The organism is Qipengyuania rhodophyticola, assembly GCF_042493225.1.
Lineage (GTDB): Bacteria > Pseudomonadota > Alphaproteobacteria > Sphingomonadales > Sphingomonadaceae > Erythrobacter.
In genome coordinates this window covers 3045294-3063995 of the sequence record NZ_CP170454.1, presented here as the reverse complement: position 1 = coordinate 3063995, position 18702 = coordinate 3045294, and the positions used below count along the sequence as shown (strand labels likewise).

The 18702-nt window shown below is 55.3% G+C and carries 9 protein-coding genes; 8 read left to right on the top strand and 1 reads right to left on the bottom strand.

Annotation, left to right across the window (positions count from 1 at the left end):
• Window positions 1-160: 160 nt before the first annotated feature.
• The 7 genes from ACFCXQ_RS14515 to ACFCXQ_RS14485 all read left to right on the top strand — a co-directional run bounded on the left by ACFCXQ_RS14515 (window position 161) and on the right by ACFCXQ_RS14485 (window position 15305).
• Window positions 161-670, top strand: coding sequence for a flagella basal body P-ring formation protein FlgA (locus ACFCXQ_RS14515; RefSeq protein ID WP_379551800.1), 510 nt, complete (start codon window positions 161-163; stop codon window positions 668-670).
• Window positions 671-768: 98 nt separating this feature from the next.
• Window positions 769-1080 carry a flagellar biosynthesis anti-sigma factor FlgM gene (gene flgM / locus ACFCXQ_RS14510; protein ID WP_379551799.1) on the top strand — a complete coding sequence of 104 codons (312 nt, stop codon included), beginning with the start codon at window positions 769-771 and terminating at the stop codon, window positions 1078-1080.
• Window positions 1077-1412, top strand: coding sequence for a flagellar protein FlgN (locus tag ACFCXQ_RS14505; RefSeq protein WP_379551798.1), 336 nt, complete (start codon window positions 1077-1079; stop codon window positions 1410-1412). The genes flgM and ACFCXQ_RS14505 overlap by 4 nt, the downstream gene beginning before the upstream one ends.
• A gap of 71 nt (window positions 1413-1483) precedes the next feature.
• A complete protein-coding gene (locus tag ACFCXQ_RS14500) occupies window positions 1484-2386 on the top strand; it encodes a transglycosylase SLT domain-containing protein (protein ID WP_379551797.1) in 903 nt (300 codons plus the stop codon).
• A 23-nt stretch (window positions 2387-2409) separates the two neighbouring features.
• Window positions 2410-4512: a flagellar biosynthesis protein FlhA gene (locus tag ACFCXQ_RS14495; RefSeq protein WP_379554684.1), complete on the top strand. Its 2103-nt coding sequence runs from the start codon at window positions 2410-2412 to the stop codon at window positions 4510-4512.
• Complete coding sequence (locus ACFCXQ_RS14490) at window positions 4509-5231, top strand: sigma-70 family RNA polymerase sigma factor (RefSeq protein ID WP_379551795.1); 723 nt, start codon at window positions 4509-4511, stop codon at window positions 5229-5231. The genes ACFCXQ_RS14495 and ACFCXQ_RS14490 overlap by 4 nt, the downstream gene beginning before the upstream one ends.
• Window positions 5232-5375: 144 nt before the next feature.
• Window positions 5376-15305: a LysM peptidoglycan-binding domain-containing protein gene (locus tag ACFCXQ_RS14485; RefSeq protein ID WP_379551794.1), complete on the top strand. Its 9930-nt coding sequence runs from the start codon at window positions 5376-5378 to the stop codon at window positions 15303-15305.
• A gap of 972 nt (window positions 15306-16277) precedes the next feature.
• Here ACFCXQ_RS14485 and ACFCXQ_RS14480 read toward each other — a convergent pair.
• Window positions 16278-17501, bottom strand: coding sequence for a hypothetical protein (locus ACFCXQ_RS14480; RefSeq protein WP_379551792.1), 1224 nt, complete (start codon window positions 17499-17501; stop codon window positions 16278-16280).
• A 350-nt stretch (window positions 17502-17851) separates the two neighbouring features.
• Between ACFCXQ_RS14480 and ACFCXQ_RS14475 the strand changes: the two genes are divergently transcribed.
• Window positions 17852-18418, top strand: coding sequence for a DUF7146 domain-containing protein (locus ACFCXQ_RS14475; RefSeq protein WP_425589412.1), 567 nt, complete (start codon window positions 17852-17854; stop codon window positions 18416-18418).
• Window positions 18419-18702: the final 284 nt, after the last annotated feature.

Here is an 18702-nt window from a genome sequence, read left to right as displayed (position 1 = left end):
CGTGAGCTTTGTTTCTGGCAGAACACAGTAAATGAGTGGGAAGCACGCGATCAGGGGTAATACGGAGGCGGAAGCGCTTTTTTTGGCACAGACCTTGCTGATCATTAGGCGAACCGGACCAGCGGATCCGTCGCCAAGAGATTGTTTGAGGAGTGCACACATGCGTTATTTGTTTCAGGCTTGTCTGGGCGCTTCCTTGCTCACGAGCTCAACGACATCGCTAGCCGTGCGGGACGCGCAGTTCGAAGATCCAGCGAAGATTGATCGTCTGGTCGCGAGCTTTGTTGGGCACAAAATTGGCGCGATCGGCGGCGCTAAGAACCCGGTTGATACGCGGCTACGTCTTGCCGCCTGCGGTGAGCCTCTTGCGCTTGATTGGTACGGAACAGGGCGCCGGTCGGTTGAAGTGAGCTGCGCGGGCCCCTCACGCTGGCGCATTTTTGTCAACGTGCTTCAAGCGGCCCCTTCAGAAAAACTCCCGCCCTCCGTCCTAAGGGGTGAAGTGGTTACAATCGCTATAGAGGGACGCGGTTTCACGGTTCAGCAACAGGGCGAAGCGATGGAGCCAGGCGCAATTGGCGAGTGGATTAAAGTGCGCGTCAGCCGCAAAAAAGGCGCAGTGCGCGGCAAGATCACTCGTCCCGGGTTGGTTGTCATACCCGCTGGGTGAGAATGCCGGACCAGGGAAAAACACCAATAATTGCTGGCCCCCTTAATAACATATCCGACCTGCCGTTCTGAATGGTGTAGAGATAAAGGAATTGACCAATGTCACCGATAAATGTCCAGAAACTGGCTGCGATTGCGCCGACTTCCGGCGTCGGGAGCGGCTCGCAGACCACCTCAGGTGCGGCCTCAGGATATAAGGGGGCGCTTGACAATGGGGCAAGCAAGCCCGCCGCGCAAGAAGGCGTGAAGGTCGAGCTTGCGAGCAAAGCCGCCACCGCCGAAGTACCTGTTGATCAAAGCCGCGTGGATGAAATCCGCAATGCTTTGAAGGATGGCACCTATCCAATTGTTCCAACCGAGATTGCCGACGCAATGATCGCGGCGCGCCTGATGCTGGGGTATGAAGAATGAGTGTTTCAACCATGGCACAAAGCGACGCGCTGAGCAGCAGCGTCAGGCAAATGATTGCCGTTCTGGAAACTGAGCGGCAAGCGCTTGCCGGTCTGGACCTTGACGGTTTGATCGCCGCGAGCTCCGACAAGCAGAACCTATGTGATACGCTTGAGGGTTATGCCGATGTTGAGCTGCCCACAGAGACGCGCGATCTATTGGAGACAGCCCGCCGCCTCAATGAAGTGAACCGCCGCGTGCGAAACCTGCTAGCGGCGAATGTGGCTGCTCGGCTTGAGACGCTGGGTGCGGGTAAAGGAACCTATCAACTGGCTCAAGCTAGCGCGATGTAAGGTCTCATACTAACGGGTTGGCACAGCTTTTGCTGATCATCTGCTGAGAAGGTCTTTGGGCCAATCACAGCATGAGTATCACAGTGAGCCAACCCACCACCATTGCCAACCCGGCACCTATCAGCCCCGCACCATCGCGGGTTGAGGGCGCTATCCGGCAAGCCTCGCAGAAAACCGGAATTGATTTTGGTTATTTGCTGGCGCAGGCCAAGGTGGAATCCTCGCTTGATGCCGATGCGCAGGCGAAAACATCCTCGGCTAGCGGACTGTATCAATTCGTTGAGAAAACTTGGCTTGACGTGATGCGCCGCCACGGTGATGCCCATGGCTTCGGGCATTTTGCGTCGCAGATTACCGGCGGTGCCGGTTCGCCGCGTGTTGCGGACACAGCAATGCGCGAGACTATTCTGGATCTGCGTAATGATCCGGCGGCGGCTTCACTAATGGCGGGGGCATTGGCGCAGGATAATCACGCGGCCTTGTCGGGTGTTTTGGGGCGCGCGCCAGACTCAGCTGAATTATATGCGGCGCATTTTCTGGGCGCTGGCGGTGCAGGCCGTTTCCTGACCGCCTTGGAGCAGCGACCTGACGCGCCTGCTGCGGCGGAGTTTGCCCGGGCTGCGGGTGCTAACCCTGCAATCTTCATGGAGCCGGGCGGGCGCGCGCGCAGTTTTGCAGAAGTGATGGGCGTGCTGCGCGGCAAGATTGACGGCGCGATGGCTGATGGCGGGCCTGCGTGGTCAGCTTCTGGTGCTACCCCTGCGATGCCCATGCAGCGCGTGAATGTGCAGGCTGCACCTGCCGCCTTACCTCGATCTTTGCCCAGCATCGCCGCGCGACCAACGCCCGCGGCCCAGCCGCCCATGTCCGATCTGCTTCAGCAGAACATCTTGGCTGATGCGGGCACGGCGACAAGCAACGCCTCTGACCATACCCGCCGCGCTTATGAGCGGCTGAGAGCGTTCGGGCTGTGAACGCCGCCGTACTCTCCCGCCTGATGGCCGCGCCCGCTGCTCTCGCTTTACCGGCGGGTATTTTGGCGTTGATCGTCCTGATGGTCTTGCCGATCCCGACGATCCTGCTCGATCTGTTTTTCGTGCTCAACATCGCGCTGTCGATTGCGGTTCTAACCACGGCGCTTAACGCCGGCCGTCCGCTCGACTTCTCCTCTTTCCCAACGGTCTTGCTGTTCGCAACGCTTTTGCGGCTCTCGCTCAATGTCGCCTCGACGCGGATCGTGCTCGTCAATGGGCATGAGGGCGGCGCAGCGGCGGGGGCCGTCATCAATGCGTTTGGTGAGTTTTTGGTTGGCGGCAACTTCATCGTCGGCCTGTTCGTTTTTGTGATCCTGTTGATCATCAATATGGTCGTTATCACCAAGGGGGCAGGGCGCGTATCGGAGGTTTCGGCCCGCTTTGTTCTCGATGCCTTGCCGGGCAAGCAGATGGCGATTGATGCCGATATCGCAGCCGGCCTTATGAGCGCGGATGAAGCACGCAGCAAGCGCGCCGAAGTCGCCGTCGAGGCTGATTTTTACGGCGCGATGGACGGCGCGTCGAAGTTCGTAAAAGGCGATGCGATTGCCGCGCTGCTGATCCTCGCGGTGAATGTCATCGCCGGGTTTGCGCTGGGCATGATCTCGCATGGCCTTACTGCCGGTGAATCGGCGGAATTCTATATTACTTTAGCAGTTGGCGACGCTCTGGTTGCGCAAGTTCCCGCGCTCCTGTTGTCAATTGCGGCCGCCGCGATCGTGACGCGCGTTTCGGACACGAATGATCTGTTTGGACAGATCGGCGGCCAATTTTCCGATGCGCGAGGCTGGCTCCCCGTCGCGCTTGTCCTACTGGCAATTGGGCTGATCCCGGCCATGCCGCAAACGCTGTTTCTTCCTTTTGCCGCGGCTGCCTTTGGCGCGTGGTATTGGCTGCGCAACCGCCCGCCACCTGCTGAACCCGCAGAGGTCGCGGTTGAGCCAAAATCGCCTGATCAGTTTGGGGTGGAGGAAGTGACTGAGCAAACGCTCGTCTCGCTTGAGCTGGGCTACGGCCTTGTCCATTTTGTCGATGAGGCCAAGGGTTCGCCGCTGATTACGCGAATTACGGGCATTCGTAAGCAGCTCTCGCGGACATTCGGTTTCGTTTTGCCGCAATTTCGCGTTCGGGATGAGCTGGAGCTGGCGCCGAACGCGTACCGGATAACGCTGGGCGGGGTGCTGCTTGGCGCGGACGAAGTCCGCCCGGAGAAAATCCTCGCTATTGATACCGGCGAGGTTGCCTCCGGCGCGCGGCTTGCAGGCATTGAAGCGCGCGACCCGAGCTTTGGTTGCCCCGCGGTGTGGATTGATGCGGCAGAGCGCGAGATGGCCATTGCAGAGGGATATCTGACCGTCGATCCTAGCACGGTAATCGCCACCCATCTCAACCAATTGCTACTGACACGCGCTGCCGATTTGCTCGGCACCGAGGAAGTGCGCGATCTGCTCGATGCGCTAAAAGAACGCTCGCCCGGATTGGTTGAGGCTATCCATCCAGAGCCGCTTTCCCTGGCGGCCCTCACGCGGATATTCCGCGCGCTATTGAACGATGGGATAAGTCTGGGGCAGCTTAAACCGGTCTTTACCAGCCTCGCACTGGGCCTGCAAAAGACCCAGGATTTCGATCCGCTAATTGACCATATCAGAGCCGATCTGGGCGCATGGATCGTCGGGCAAGTCGCAATGCCCGGCGCGCCGCTCAAGGTCGCGACGCTTGATGCCTCGTTAGAAGGCGCGATCCTTGGCGGGTTGACTGATCCCGCGACTGGACAGCCGTTGGTAGAGCCGGAATGCGGCAATATGATTGCGTCACGCACGAGCGAGCTGACCCAAGATGCGGGCGGGGTGGTTGCGATTGTCGTCCAACCGCCAGTGCGCCGGACAATCGCGGCTTTGCTCAAAACGCGCGTGCCTCAAGCCATGGTGCTCTCCATTGCCGAGCTGCCAGCCAGTCAGTCGATTGAAGTGGTCGCGGTGATTGGCGAGCAAACCGACGCGCCCGCGCTGCCTGAACCCGCGCCGCCGGAGCCGCCCCATAAATCATCTGAAGAGGTTGCCGCATGAAGCACGATCTAGGGGGCTTTGCCGCCGCCGATGCCTATTCAACGCCGGAGGAGGTAGAAGGGCGCGTGCGCCGTTTTGTGCCGATGGTGCAGCGCGCTGCGTGGCACATTTACGGCGTCGGGCGAGACGGGATGGAGGTCGAGGACCTTGTCCAAGCAGGCATGATTGCTTTGACTCAGGCGGCACGGCGGCATTCCGGCCCGAGTGAGGATGGCTTTGCCGCTTATGCCAAAACGCGGGTGCGCGGAGCCATGTTTGATCTGGTGCGCAAGACGATGCCGATCACGCGCGGGGCAGCCAAGCGGCGGCGCGAGTATGATGTGGCGGTCGAGGCACTTTCGGGCGAGCTGCGGCGCGTGCCAACAGCACCTGAAATTGCAACGCGATTGGACTGCACTCTTGATGAGCTACGCCAGATCGAGGCGTCTGCTGTCCAAATCACGCCGATTGATGAAAGCTATGATGATACGAGCGGTGCTTTTGCGAGCGAAGAGCCAGACCCGTTTGAAATGCTCGCCGCGCTTGATGATCGTGAGCGGCTGATCACGGCGATGGCGGTGCTGCCAAAGCGTCTCCAATTGCTGCTGCAGCTGTTCTTTGTTGAAGAGCTCAACCTCACCGAAATTGCCGAAATCCTCGAGGTGAGCGTGCCGCGCGTTCACCAATTGCGTGCGCAAGCACTCGCGAAACTGAAAGCCGAGATGAGCGAAGAGGTGTGATTTCTATTTGGCGCATGCAGCGCTTGGAGGGGGCGCAATTTTGCGCTTGCCCTAAACTTCCTGAAACCTCGCCGGACTGACTAGTAAGCGGGAAGGGATCTGTGTGCCTCCCGTCAGTCGATTTTATCTGGTGAGGTAGCATTTGTGACTGCGATTTTTACGGGCCTGGGATCAGGGTTTACACGTGGATCAGCCAATATACTTGGCGGTGCAGGTCAGATTGGTGGCGGGACGCTTGGCCGCGCGGGGGAGAATATCTCCGTCAATGCGGCAACTGGCAATCTGCTCATCAATCAGCAGGATGAATTCCTCACAGGGCGCGGTCTCGATATCGGGATTTCGCGGACCTACAACAGTCTCGCTGAGCTGAGTGATGGCGACAATGGCGATCAGTGGCAGCAAAGCACACATCGGCGTGTATTCGGGCTTTCAGGCGGTGAGGGTGCCACTGGAAGCACGATCAAACGCCAGGGCGGGGACGGCTCGTCCATTACATATACTTGGGATGCAGCGGCCTCAGCTTATGTGACGACTGACGGAAGCGGCGCGTACGACCAGATCAAAAAGGTCGGCAGCCAGTGGGTTTGGACCGATGGCACAACCCAAGTCACCGAAAACTATGCGGCTTACGGTACTAATAGCTGGCGGATTGTCAGCCAGAAGGACAGCGATGGCTTTGGACTGAGCTTTACCTATTCCGGCGCAAAGCTGGACAAGGTCACGACTGCCAATGGTGAGTGGACGAAGTATCACTGGGTAGGCAACAATGTTCGCCGGATCGAAACTGGCCATAGCACGGGAACGCTATCCAGAACTTGGTACAATTATGACAGCCAAAATCGCCTTGAAAGCGTTACCACGGATCTGACGCCGAATGACAGCAGCGGTGCCGATGGCAATGTCTATATTGTCAACTATAGCTATCACGGCAACACCAAGCGGATTGCCACCATTGGGCAGACCGATGGCGCCCATATCGCCATACAATACGATGGTCAGGGGCGCGTCACTCGTCTGACGCAAACCGTCGCGAGCGGCGACACGCGGGTAACGCAGCTAGCTTACGGATCAGGTTGGACCACTGTCACGCACCCTGATGGTACCACCAACAATTTATATTATGACGCGAAGAAACAGCTGACGCAGGTTAATTACGTTGGGGCCTCGTCTGGCGATGCGGTCACCACGGTAAGATTCACTTACGACACCAATGGCAATGTAACGAGTGTCACTGACCAAAACGGTAAAATCACAACCTACGAGTATCATGACAGCCGTGTCGACGGCGCGGGTCATCGCGGGCTCGTCACGCGGGTAATCGATCCGAATAACAATCGGATTAATCGTTGGTACGATGCGAACAATAACCTGACGATGGAGCAGGTCTTAGGTTCGTCAGAGGCGATTGCCAGTGGAGGGCAATACACACGCTTCGTCTACGATGGCGAAAACCACCTGCGCTATCGTATCAGCGGTGCAGGCGACGTGACCGAGTATCGGTATACGTCGCATGGCTTGCTTGAATATGAGATTGAATATCCAGAGCATGGCTTTCAGACCGGCTCGGCGACACTGTCAATAAGTCAGATGAATGATTGGCGGGACGATCTCGGAGATCGTACCTCCACCCAGATAACGCGGCATACTTATGATGCGCGAGGTAATAAAGCGCGGATTTGGAATTATGGATATGCGACCGCTACTGGGGGCGCGTCGAACGCAGAAGGATATAGCCGGACCTATTTCACTTACGATCAGGCCGGGCAGTTGCTCTCGACTTATGATGGCAGCGAGATCGCACAGAGCTTTGTTTATGATGGAATGGGCCGCGTCACGGCATCGACCGATCTGGCGGGCGGTACGACGAGCTTTGTTTTTCAGGATTCTGCGACGAAGACGGTGATCACGACTGCCTCCGGGCACGTCTCCACCAATACATATAACAAGGCTGGTGAGCTCATTAGTCAGCTGAATACTGGGAGCTATGACTTTACGGGCACATCAACCTACAAGTACGACAAAATGGGCCGTCTCCGGATGGAGACTGACGAGACCGGTTTCAAAACCTATTATCTTTACGACAAGCTTGGCCGCAAAGTAGCTAACATTAATCACTACGGCCATGCCACTGAATACCGATACGATAAGGCGGGGCGTGTTGTCGCCAGCGCAAGCTACACTAACAGGGTTAGCGACGCCAATCTTGCGACACTGGCGGACCCCAACAATACGCTAGAGATGGCCAATATTCGCCCAGCATCACACGGCTATGATGTCTGGGAATGGAATGTTTACGATGCCAAAGGTCGGGTCATTCAGACCATTGACGGCGCAGGGGGCGCCGTCAAATTTGAGTATGATAAAGCTGATCGCCTCGTCAAAACGATAGGCTATTACAATAAGCTCAGCTCATCGCAGCTGACCGCATTTAAGAACGCCGCGCCGACGGTGCTGACGCTCCCAAGCGCACACGCAAAAGATACTGTAAGTCGGACTTTCTATGATCGCGCGGGTCGTGTCGTGGGGGCTCTTGATGGAGAGGGCTATCTCTCACAAATAAAATATGATCGTGCTGGGCAAAAGGTCGAAGAGATCGCCTATGCTAAAAAGACAAGCTCATCGTATTGGGCGTCGGGCACATTTAACCAATTGCGCGGCAGCGCAGCACCGACATCATCCGCCAATCGCCATGCCCACTTCGTCTATGATGGACAGGGGCAATTGCGTTATACCGTCAACACACAAGGTGAAGTTTCCAGCCTCACTTACAATAACGCAGGCAAGCTGACCAAGACGGTCGTCCATGCGGCGGCCATCAGCACAAGCGATTTCACTTATGACAATGTGAAGTCGAAAGTCGCGGCGATTGCGAACGCGACTAATGATCGCACCAGCACCATCAACTATAACAGCCGCGGGCAAGTGGCCTACAGCACCGATGTTGCCGGGCTGCGCACGACATATACCTATGACAATCGCGGCCAAGTTACCAAAATGGTTGTCGGCACAGGAGCGAGCGCGCGAACCACCCGCAACTGGTACACCGCCCAGGGCGCTCTGCGCTTCACGGTCGATCCCGAAGGCTATGTCAAACGGTATGACTATGACAAAGAAGAGCGCCTAAACCGAGAGGTAACCTGGTCCAACAAGGTCGCCACCACGGATACCACCACCATTGGCCAGATCAACAGCCTCGCGAACAGCGCGGGCACATGGACTGATGTCCGCTACACCTACGACGCTGCCGGTCGCCGCAACAGCGTCTATGATGGCGAAGGCAATCGCACAGTGTGGACCTGGTTCGCCAATGGCCTGCTATCCAGTGAGTACACCGGATATACGGCTGGCGATGGCAGCGGTGGCGTCGATAGAAGTCGCTCATATTTTGTCTATGATGGTGCCGGTCGCAAGACCTACGATATACGAGGCCATGGAACCCCTGAAAGGGCAGATACTCGATACTTCTATGATGGCTTGGGTAACGTCACCACTGTCCAGGACCCCAACGGCAAGAACAGCACTTTCACCTATGACGAGACTGGCCGCGTCTTAACCGAAACCAATTCCGAAGGCGGCGTTACCAGCTACGAATACAATGCCTTTGGTGAGGTGGTTAAGGTCACCGATCCACGCGGCAACAGCACCTATAATTATTACGATAATCAGGGACGCTTGATCCGCACGCGCGATGCGGAAAACTATGTCACCAAGACGACGTACAACGTCTTTGGCGAGATCGCGGAAGTTAGGCGCTACTACAACAAGGCCAATAACGCTGCGTCGACTACAAGCATCGCCACGGTCACTGCACATGCCAAGGATGCCCTGACCAAATTTCAATATGACAAGCGTGGGCTGCTCACCAAATCAACGGATGCCGAAGGGCACTTCGAAACCTACACCTATGATGCATTCGGGCAGCGGATCACCGCGCGCGCTAAATCTGCCACGACATCAAAGGTTGCTGGCGGAACGACCACTTATGCTTACGATAAGCGCGGTCTGCTTACCTCAGAGACGCTGCCGGTACAGTCGCACAATACCGCAGGCACTCCTTCTACAACTCCGGTGCGCAATACCTACACATACGATGCGCGCGGTAACCGCCTGACGATGGTAGAGGCGCAGGGCCTCTCTGAGCAACGCACAACACAATATGTATACGATGACGCCAATCGTCTAATTGAGACAATCGGGCAGACCTTCCTTGGCAAGACACCGCGCGAATACATCTACTATGATGCGCGTGGAAACGTCTCCGAGACTAAGGATGCTGGCGGCGGTCGGACGATCTTTTTCTACGATGATCTCAATCGCAAGGTCGTCGAGATTAACGCGGTCGGCACTTACACCAAATACACCTATGACAAGAACAGCAATGTCACCGAGGTCAGGGTTTATGACAATGCGGTGAGCCTGCCTACTGGAGGAGGCGCGTTGGCAGAGGCGCCCGGTGTGCCATCGGGCGGCTCGCGCGTCACAACCTTCACCTACGACAACCTCAATCGGATGGTTACGAGCAATGTCACCGGTGCAACGACCGGCTATTGGAACGGCTCAAGCTGGGTTGCTGCGACAAGCGCGATTACGACGCGGTACGAATACGATGCAAACGGTAATGTAGTGAAGCTGACTGATCCCAACGGCAACACGACATGGAGCTATTACGACAAGGCTGGTCGCAAGACAGCGCAGGTTGATGGCGAGCGGTATCGGACTGACTGGACCTATGACACTGAGGGTAACGTAACACGCGAACGCCGTTTTGTGAACAAGGCGGCAGCCCCCACAAGCACCGTAACGCCTCCTGGCGTTAGCCCACATGGCACCCTCGATCGGATTACTGACTTTTCATACGATCGAGTTGGCAATCGATTGTCGGAGAGGCGCTTGCACGTGCTTCGCCACGATGGAAGCGGTGAGCAGGATGACGGTCATTCTACGATCGTTTATCTCTACAACGGCCTTGGCCAGGTGGTGCGTAAGACCGAGGCAACTGGCGATCAAGTCAATTACAAGTATGATTCTGGCGGGCGCCTGACCGAAGAGAAACGCGCTTCTTTCACCTCGCATAACGGCACTGTCACGCCCGAGGTAGACTACTTCTACAACGGCGTTGGCGATTTGACGCGGACGGTCGCGGCGGGGCAAAGCGGCGAAGCAGCGGGACGTGTGACCACGTACACGTACGATGGCGGCAAGCTGCGCACGATGACGGATGCGGAAGGCTTCACTCGCTACTACTGGTACGACAATGCGGGTCGGCAGAATCTTGAATATTACAAGAGGATTAAGTCAGACGGCACCTATGCCGCGACATTTGACGGCGTCGCCACGTCATACGATGTTCTCGGACGAGTGACCCTCAAACAGCAAAGAATCCACAATGGCTCCGCCTGGGTAAATGATGGCCCCAGCGCCGTCACAACTTACAACGCGCATGGCGATGTGGCGTCTGTTGCGATTGGCGGCGTCACGCAAACCCAGAACAAATACGACGCAGCAGGCCGTCTTTGGGCGACCAATAGCGGAGATGGTGTCTGGAAATATTTCGGTTACGACAAGAACGGCAATCAAACCGTTGCGATCACCAGCGCTGGGTACAATCTCAACAACAAGACGTTTAACCAAGCGAAGAGCGTCATTAGCCGGGCCGACGTCAACGCGACCTACACGCAATATGACAAGCGTAACTCTGCGATCAAAGTGGTTGAGGAAGGTCGGCAGCTTGGTGGATCGACCCAAAATCTGACAACGACGCGCACGTATAGTGGTTTTGGTGAGGTCCTGACGGAGACCAACGCCAATGGTGCGAAGATCGAATACACTTACAACAATATGGGGCGCTTGATTAAGAGCGTGAACCCGACGGTTCAGATCACCAAAGAAAACGGTTCGACTCAATGGATCAAGCCTACCGAAGAATATTACTATGATGCTTCGGGCAGGCTCGTCGCGCAGCGCGATTCCAATGGTACTTATGCAAATGGCAATGCGAGCAATGGCGGCGCGAAGACCGCCAATACCGGCAATCTCACTAAGCTAACTTTGCTCGCCGGGACAGGGTATGGCGGCTCTCAAGCCCTCATCACTCGTGAGACTTATGCCGATGGCGGCATCAAGCAGACCAAGTTCGATATTCATGGCGATGCGCGCGTGATGATCGATCAGCTTAATCGCACCACGACTCAATCCTTCGACAAGATGGGCCGCGTCACGCAGGTCAATCACGCAGCCGGGCTGGTTGAGAACTTCGCCTATGACGGCCTTGGTCAACAGATCAAGAAATGGAACAATCTGCTGATCATCGGGGCAATTTATGACCCTTATACCGGCTCCACTATTAGCGCAGGTTCGCCTGAGATCGCGACGACCGATTACGACACGCAAGGCCGCATCATCTCGCAGAAGGATTTCGGCGGCGATGTGACCACACACGCATTCACCTGGTCGGCCGCACTAAGCACACCGGGCGCTGGAACGTTCGGGGGTTGGACCGAAGTTACCACTTACGCCAATGGTAAGACGCTGACTGAGAAGAGCGATCTGTTCGGCCGCGCCACACAGAAGAATGACCTCGGCGGGCATGTCACCAACTACACTTATGATATCGCTGGACGGATCAGGACGAGCGCGGTTGGCGGGCTGACGACTACCTTCAATTATTTCAACACGGGTCTCCACAGCAGCATCGTAACGGGCACCGCGAATGCGGGCACTGCCAATAGTAATTGGACCCGCGAAACCGCGAGCTACACATACGACAAGCTGGGTCAGCGCCTGACTGAGCATCTGCGCAATGAGAAGGCGGTTTATACGCCTGCGCAGATGTTCTATTGGGCGCCCGGCGAGCCGGAGTGGATTCCCGCATCCTACAATGTCACCAACATCGTCGCGAAAAATGCGACTGCTACTTATGATGCGCTTGGCCGGACCATTAGCTGGTCCGAGGCTGGTTCTTCGACCTCGCCGGCGGCGAACACCACCTATAAGTACGATGCCAACGGCAACATCCGCCGGACTACTGCGACTTACAAAGCGCTTGATGCCAATGGCAATGCGGGCGGTAATATCACGAAGGATTATTGGTTCCGCTACGACAATATGAACCGTCTCGTGACGGATCGCGGTGAGCTCTCAGGTGGCCAGATTGTCCGCGGCAATAGCAATTCGAGCGGCATTGGCGGCAAAGACATTCTCTATAACAAAGCGGGCGAACGGATCGCGACGCTGCGTACTAATTATAACGCGGGTAGTTACAACGAATATACAGGCTACCTTCCTGGCACATTCAGCGAGACCCGTGAGGCTTACACCTACGATCTTGGTGGCCGGTTGAAGGAGATCAAAGTATCACATGGAACGCCTGTCTTTGAAACCGCCGCAGGCAGCGGCATACCGACCGGCACAATTCCAGCCGCTCCGGTCAATGGAACACGGCGCTCGACCTTCAACTATGATTTGATGGGACGCCAACTCACGCAAACCGATTACGAGACCAATGGCACGACCATCGCCTATAGTCGGAGCGCGACCTATAACAGCAAGAACCAGCTGACCTCGGATACCACAAACACAAAGCGTGGCAGTGATATCTTCAAGTCCGTAACGAGCTATAATTACGGCGTTGGTGCGGCCTATGCGCTTGGCAGCGTGGTCAGCCAGGCCAGCACCAATTACAAGAATAACAATAACAGCCAGGCTGCAAACACTTCGACCACCAACACGTTCTATTGGCGCGATGGGGCGCTGCAGGCGACGATCAAGCACAAGCCCAATTCATCGCAATCCACGCAGTATACCACCAGCTTCATTTATGATGGCATGGGCCGCCTGACGCAGGCGAATGTTGGCGATTATTACTCGCAAACGGTCAAGTTCACGAATGATGAGCTGGGACAGATCATCCGCCGCGATGAAACCACCACCAGCAATTCAACCGGCGCGCCGCATGAGGTGTGGTACCGGTTTGGCGGGCGTCAGCTCGGCTACACCGGCAATAACGGCACAGCGGACGTTTCGACCGCCACATCCATTCAAGAACGGCAGACAACTGGGCCGACCACACCGGGCGTGTTCCGCAACGGCGCCACCATCGGCAGCAGCTATGCCGACTTCGCGCAAAGCTATGATCCGCTGAACAGTTATAGCCAAGGCGCGGGTGGCGGGAGCTATACCGTCAACAAAGGCGACACGCTGCAAAGCATTGCGCAGTCGGTCTATGGCGACGCAAACCTGTGGTACAAGATTGCGCAACTAAACGGGATCAGCGGCAATGTGCCCCTGATCGAAGGGCAGCGGATCAACCTGCCAACTGGCGTTGTGCGGTCGAGCCATAATGCCGGGTCGTTGTCGCCTTACAACCCGGGTGAGGCAATTGGTGACCTGACACCGAGCACCAGCGCACCGCCCAGCCAAGGCAAGAAGAAATGCGGCGCATTTGGCGCGATCTTGCTGGCGGTTGTTGCGATTGCTGTGGCTACGATTGTCACTGCGGGTGTCGCGTCGCTTGCCACTGGAGCAACGTTTAAAGCATCGCTCGGCGCAGTATTCTCGGGTGGCCTTGCTGGACTTGGGGCAACGACCACGACGCTTGCTTCTGGCGCGGTTGTTACTACGGGAGGGCTCGGGGCTCTCGGCGCGATCGGGGCTGGAGTAGCCGGCGCCGTAGCGGGATCAATCGCTAGTCAGGGTGTTGGCATTGCTACAGGCATCCAAGCGAAGTTTAGCTGGAAAGGCGTGGCACTAGCCGGCATCGGCGCTGTAGTTGGCGGCGGCGTAAATGGCCTCTTTGGCGAGGCTAAGAACGCTTTAGGCGCGGCAGCTCAGGCGGCAGGTAGCGCTGCGATTACTCAGGGTGTTGGCGTCGCGACCGGCCTGCAAGATAAGTTTAATTGGGCTGGGGTTGCAGCTGCAGGCATAAGCGCCGGCGTTGCACGCGGAGCTAGCGATAGACTGGCAAGCAAGGGCGTTTTGGGCGTTACCGCTGGTAGAGGGACCTTTGGCAATCTAGCGGGCTCAACCGCCGCCGGGGCCATTGCCAGTGCAGCTACAGTGTCCGCTCTTACCGGTACCAGCTTCGGCAGGAACCTGGTGTCCGAGCTTCCCGGCGTCGCCTCGACATTGTTCCGGAATGGATTGGGCCGCGCGCTCGGCCATATCAAAGACCCGACGGTCGATGTTGTCGACAATCCGGTCGATCAAAGCGATGATACGCCAGCGGATGACACAGTTGGTGGTCGGGCCGAAAAATCAGCAGAAAGCTCTATTGTCCATACCGATGCTGATCATCAAATTAGCCGCAAAGCGAAAGTCGAGCGTCTGATGGCTATTGGAGCGACTGCCGAGGAGGCGTTGTCGATGGTTGAGGCTGATGCTGCCCTAGGCGAAGCAAACATCACACCTCACGATTTCTTGATGGCAGATCGAGAGGCAAAGTCGTACGGAATATTTGGTAGTAGTGATCCATGGGGATATTACACCAATGATAGTAATCCTATTTGGGAAGGAATCGTCAAAAACTCCCCGGAAGCGATGCGTGCGATAGAGGCAGCCCGATCAGCTACCGCCAAAACGAATGATGAGGAAAGCGTACTCGTCTATCAGAATGTTAGCGAGCCTTCTGACTATAGGATATTCTCCCGCGCTGGCGAGGGCAACCGAGTTCGCGTCGATTTTGAAAGGGACCGCACCAGATTTGGAGAAGATTATCGGTTGGTCATGGTTTTCCACACACACCCCAATAAACTTGGTGTGTCTTCAGTGCCCTCCCAGCTCGATATCTTTCATGCTCTCGGCAATCCCGACATACTGATGGCAATCGATACTCCCGGAGGGAGGTTGACTCCCGAGTTTTATGGTGCACAATCTGGTACTTCTAAGGTGTCTCCACATAAACTACATGAGCTATGGAACATCATGGCAGAAGATCACAATTCGTTCTTCAGCTTCAACAGCACTCAAGCTCCCTTGGCTAACGAAACGCAGACCTACCGAGAAATAATGGCTATGCCATGGGTAAGAACAAGTCATAGCGGGTTAATAAATCCTTACACTGGACTGCCATATAATTGATCGATCTGACGAAAAGTCGAACTGGTGAAATGAATGATGATGAGTATTTCAGTCTTCGTAAGACCCCTGATATTCACGTTGTCAATTTTCCTATTATTTCAATTTTTTGAAATATTTTCCTACCGTGTCGAGCCAGGGGTTCACAGTGGAATTGTGTTATTGTATATCCTATCAATAATTTCAGGAATTTCATTATTGATTTTCTCTTATGCAAATAATTCTAGCAGAAGTGGAAATATTGTATTCATTTGCTCGTATTTTGTTACCATTTTGAGTAATTGCGGTGCCTTTTTGATATTTGGGATATATTTTGGTTTGATGAGTGCAAATTCCGAAGCAGGTGTCGGGGTAAACACTTATGAAGTTTGCATTAGGGGTGATGAAAGTTCAATATCATATGTTGAATGTATAAAAGAATTTTATATCATATTCTATATTACGGCCATTATTTTCATTTCATCAATTTTAGTATATCAAAAACTTTCTTCCTATAAGAGAGTGGGGGCTGCTTGAGGTATTTTTCCTCGATGATATTGAAATTTTTGAAAATCTATCAGGCAACCGATACACGTTTGTAGTGGAGCTACGAGTTCACGCCTACATCCAGCTTCGAACCGCACCTGTCTGATGTCCCGCTCCATACTGCCTATTCTATCTAAGGCTGATTATCTTGCGCCGCCACGGCTCCCTAGGCAGGGCCCCTTTTTGTGATGTCATCATGATCCTCAGACCCAACGCTTAGCTCGGATGGTCGTTTTAGACATGACGGTCGCTGGAACTCAAAGACCAACAAAAACGAAGGTAGGAAATAATCTTGCGTCGCCCCCTTCGAGCGACTTCACTCTCCAAAGCCCGCAAACCCGCAGAAATACTGGGCTTGCGGTGTGTTACACGAAATGCTGATGTGTCACTTATGTAACCTTGAGTAGGATTATGCGAGCGCCAACCATGGGGCCCTTCCGTCCACTCTAATCACTCCTCAACCCGCTCAATATCAGCCCCAATATGCGGTGTAGTTCGTCCGCAACTGCATTGCTCCCAGCTCATTTCAACGCGGTCCGCTGAGATCAGCCCGCCCCAATAGCTTTGTGCGGATAAATCCATATAGGCCGCGATCCCGCTTTGCGTGCCCTCGCGCGGCTTAGGCTCGCCAGTCTCACCGTCCAGAACATAGGGAATGATCCATGGCGGAATGTGATAGCGCCCGCTCTCACACATCAGGAATCCGGTCGCGACCTCGGTCATGCCGTAAAGATATTGAATGCGGCCCGCACCGGTGAAGCGCTTTATCACCGCCTCTTCATCACCCACCGGCGAGATGCCTTTGAAGCCGCCAAATGTGATGACGCGGCTACCCTCCGCCAGCGCATTTTCCATGCCCTTGGCAAGGCCAAGCTTCGCAAGATTATAGAGGATCACCGGGCCGCCGGCGAAGATGATCCTCTTGTCGCGCCATTCACCAGCGATCTTGTCGAGCATCGCTTCGTTACGCTCCTGCTCGCTCCCGCGCACATCGAAGGACTGATCAATCGCCGCCTGCACATAGTCATTGGGCGCGCCGATAAACTCGTCACCCGCCGCGCGCGCATTTTCCAGCTGCATGAGATAGAGCTGATAGTCCGCGCTGAGCCTGTGCGGGATCAGCGGGTAATAATCCTCGGGCAAACCGCAATAAGCGTCGCGAAACATCTCTCCCAGCGTCAGTATGCCAGAATAGCCCTCGCCGAAGGAGGGCCAGATGACTGCAAAGTCAGGATTGTTCGGGTAGAACGCACCGGGCTTTGCGATCTCAACCATGGCCATCTGCACGTGCCGGATTGCGAACTGGTGCTCCAATTTGCCGCGAGGGATAAAAGACAGTTGACCGGTCGTGCCCGAGCTATGCAGCACATGCATTGCAGTGTCTGTATTGAGCGCGGATAGCCAACCATCTAGTGTCGTAAACTCACGCTCGGCCACAGCTGAAAGATCATGCGTCGTAAAATTGCTCAGCCAATCGGTGAGAGTGGCGAAATCGCCGCCTAGTAATGCCTCCTCGGGGTAGCTCTTATACATACTATGGTGGAAGAAAATGGCAGGTGCATCATCGAGACTCGCAATTGCGCTTACGTCGCGCTGAGACGCGAGAACTTCGAGCGGAGTGAGCGTCAACACCAGATCGGCAAAGCGGCGCTGCAATGAATCTAGTTGTAGCATGGCGATCTCATTCCGCGGTGCGTGATGTGCTCGCGCTAAGCTATTGGCGAAAAAATCAGATGGCTCATCAGCGAAACTTTTACTCATAGTGCTATCTGCATACCCCCGCGTCTACTTGCCAAATTTACTATGGCCTAGAGCATCATTATCGCAATGAAATAATCGGCTATTTCTTATGAATAACGCATTGGTGCTAATTATGGCCCATGATGCTGGGAAATCGGTTCATGGAACGCCGAGGCTGTCTGCTAGGTCCGCGTCACGGTCTCGTACTGGAGGAGCACGGTCACACTGCTTACCCCGTGTTAATCGTCACCTGGTAAAAACCGTCGCGAGGCGCCACCTGTGAAATGATAAGATCTGCCGAAGATATATGGAATTCCTCCACTGCGGTCAGGGGAACACTGGGTGCTGAGTATCTCGATGCTCTGGGCGTTCCGGAAGAGTGCGAAGCTGTGCGCTTCAGCCTGAGGGCGGAAAATTCACCAGCCGAGACGATGGGTCTGCTGCCATCCGTGGTGTTCGCTTTTCAAAATAGCGCTGGGATTATCGGGCTTACACAACACTTTATCGACCCTGACACTAGTGAGCGTGTGCGGCGGGTTGCAATTGGCACCCCAGAAAAGGGAATTTGGCTTGCCAGACCGCTCACGAATTCAGATGATTTCCCGTTTCTTGGCAAACTTTGCATCGCCGAAGGCTTGGAGCGGACGATTGAATTAACTCACAAAGTTGACCTGCCTTGTGCGGCGGTGATCAGCCAAAATGGCGTTTCATGCCTAACTTTCCCCCAGGGTGTCAGCGAGCTTGTCATCGATGACGCACAGCTTTCGCCCGAGCGTTTGGAAGCCATAAGATCGGCGATGCAATCAAAGGCATACCTCGTGTCGTCGCTGCAAGAAGCCTCATCGGAGTAGGGCTTTACCAATCACTAAGTCTTCAAATGAAGGCGGCATTAACCATTATTTAGCGCGGTTTTGCGAATACCCGAAGGTCCCATGGTGGGTCGAGGGTAATTTGTGTTACGTTTTGTGAAGAGAGATGTTTTGCGGAGGCTGCGTTATGTGTTCATAGCGCTGGCAGCCGCTTTGCTGATCTCGATACCAAACATATTTGGGCCTCTCGATCTAATGGGCTGGGTGGCACAATCCAAGCTGGGTAACGGGACACCATCGGGTGATGTGGTACTCGTCGAGTTACC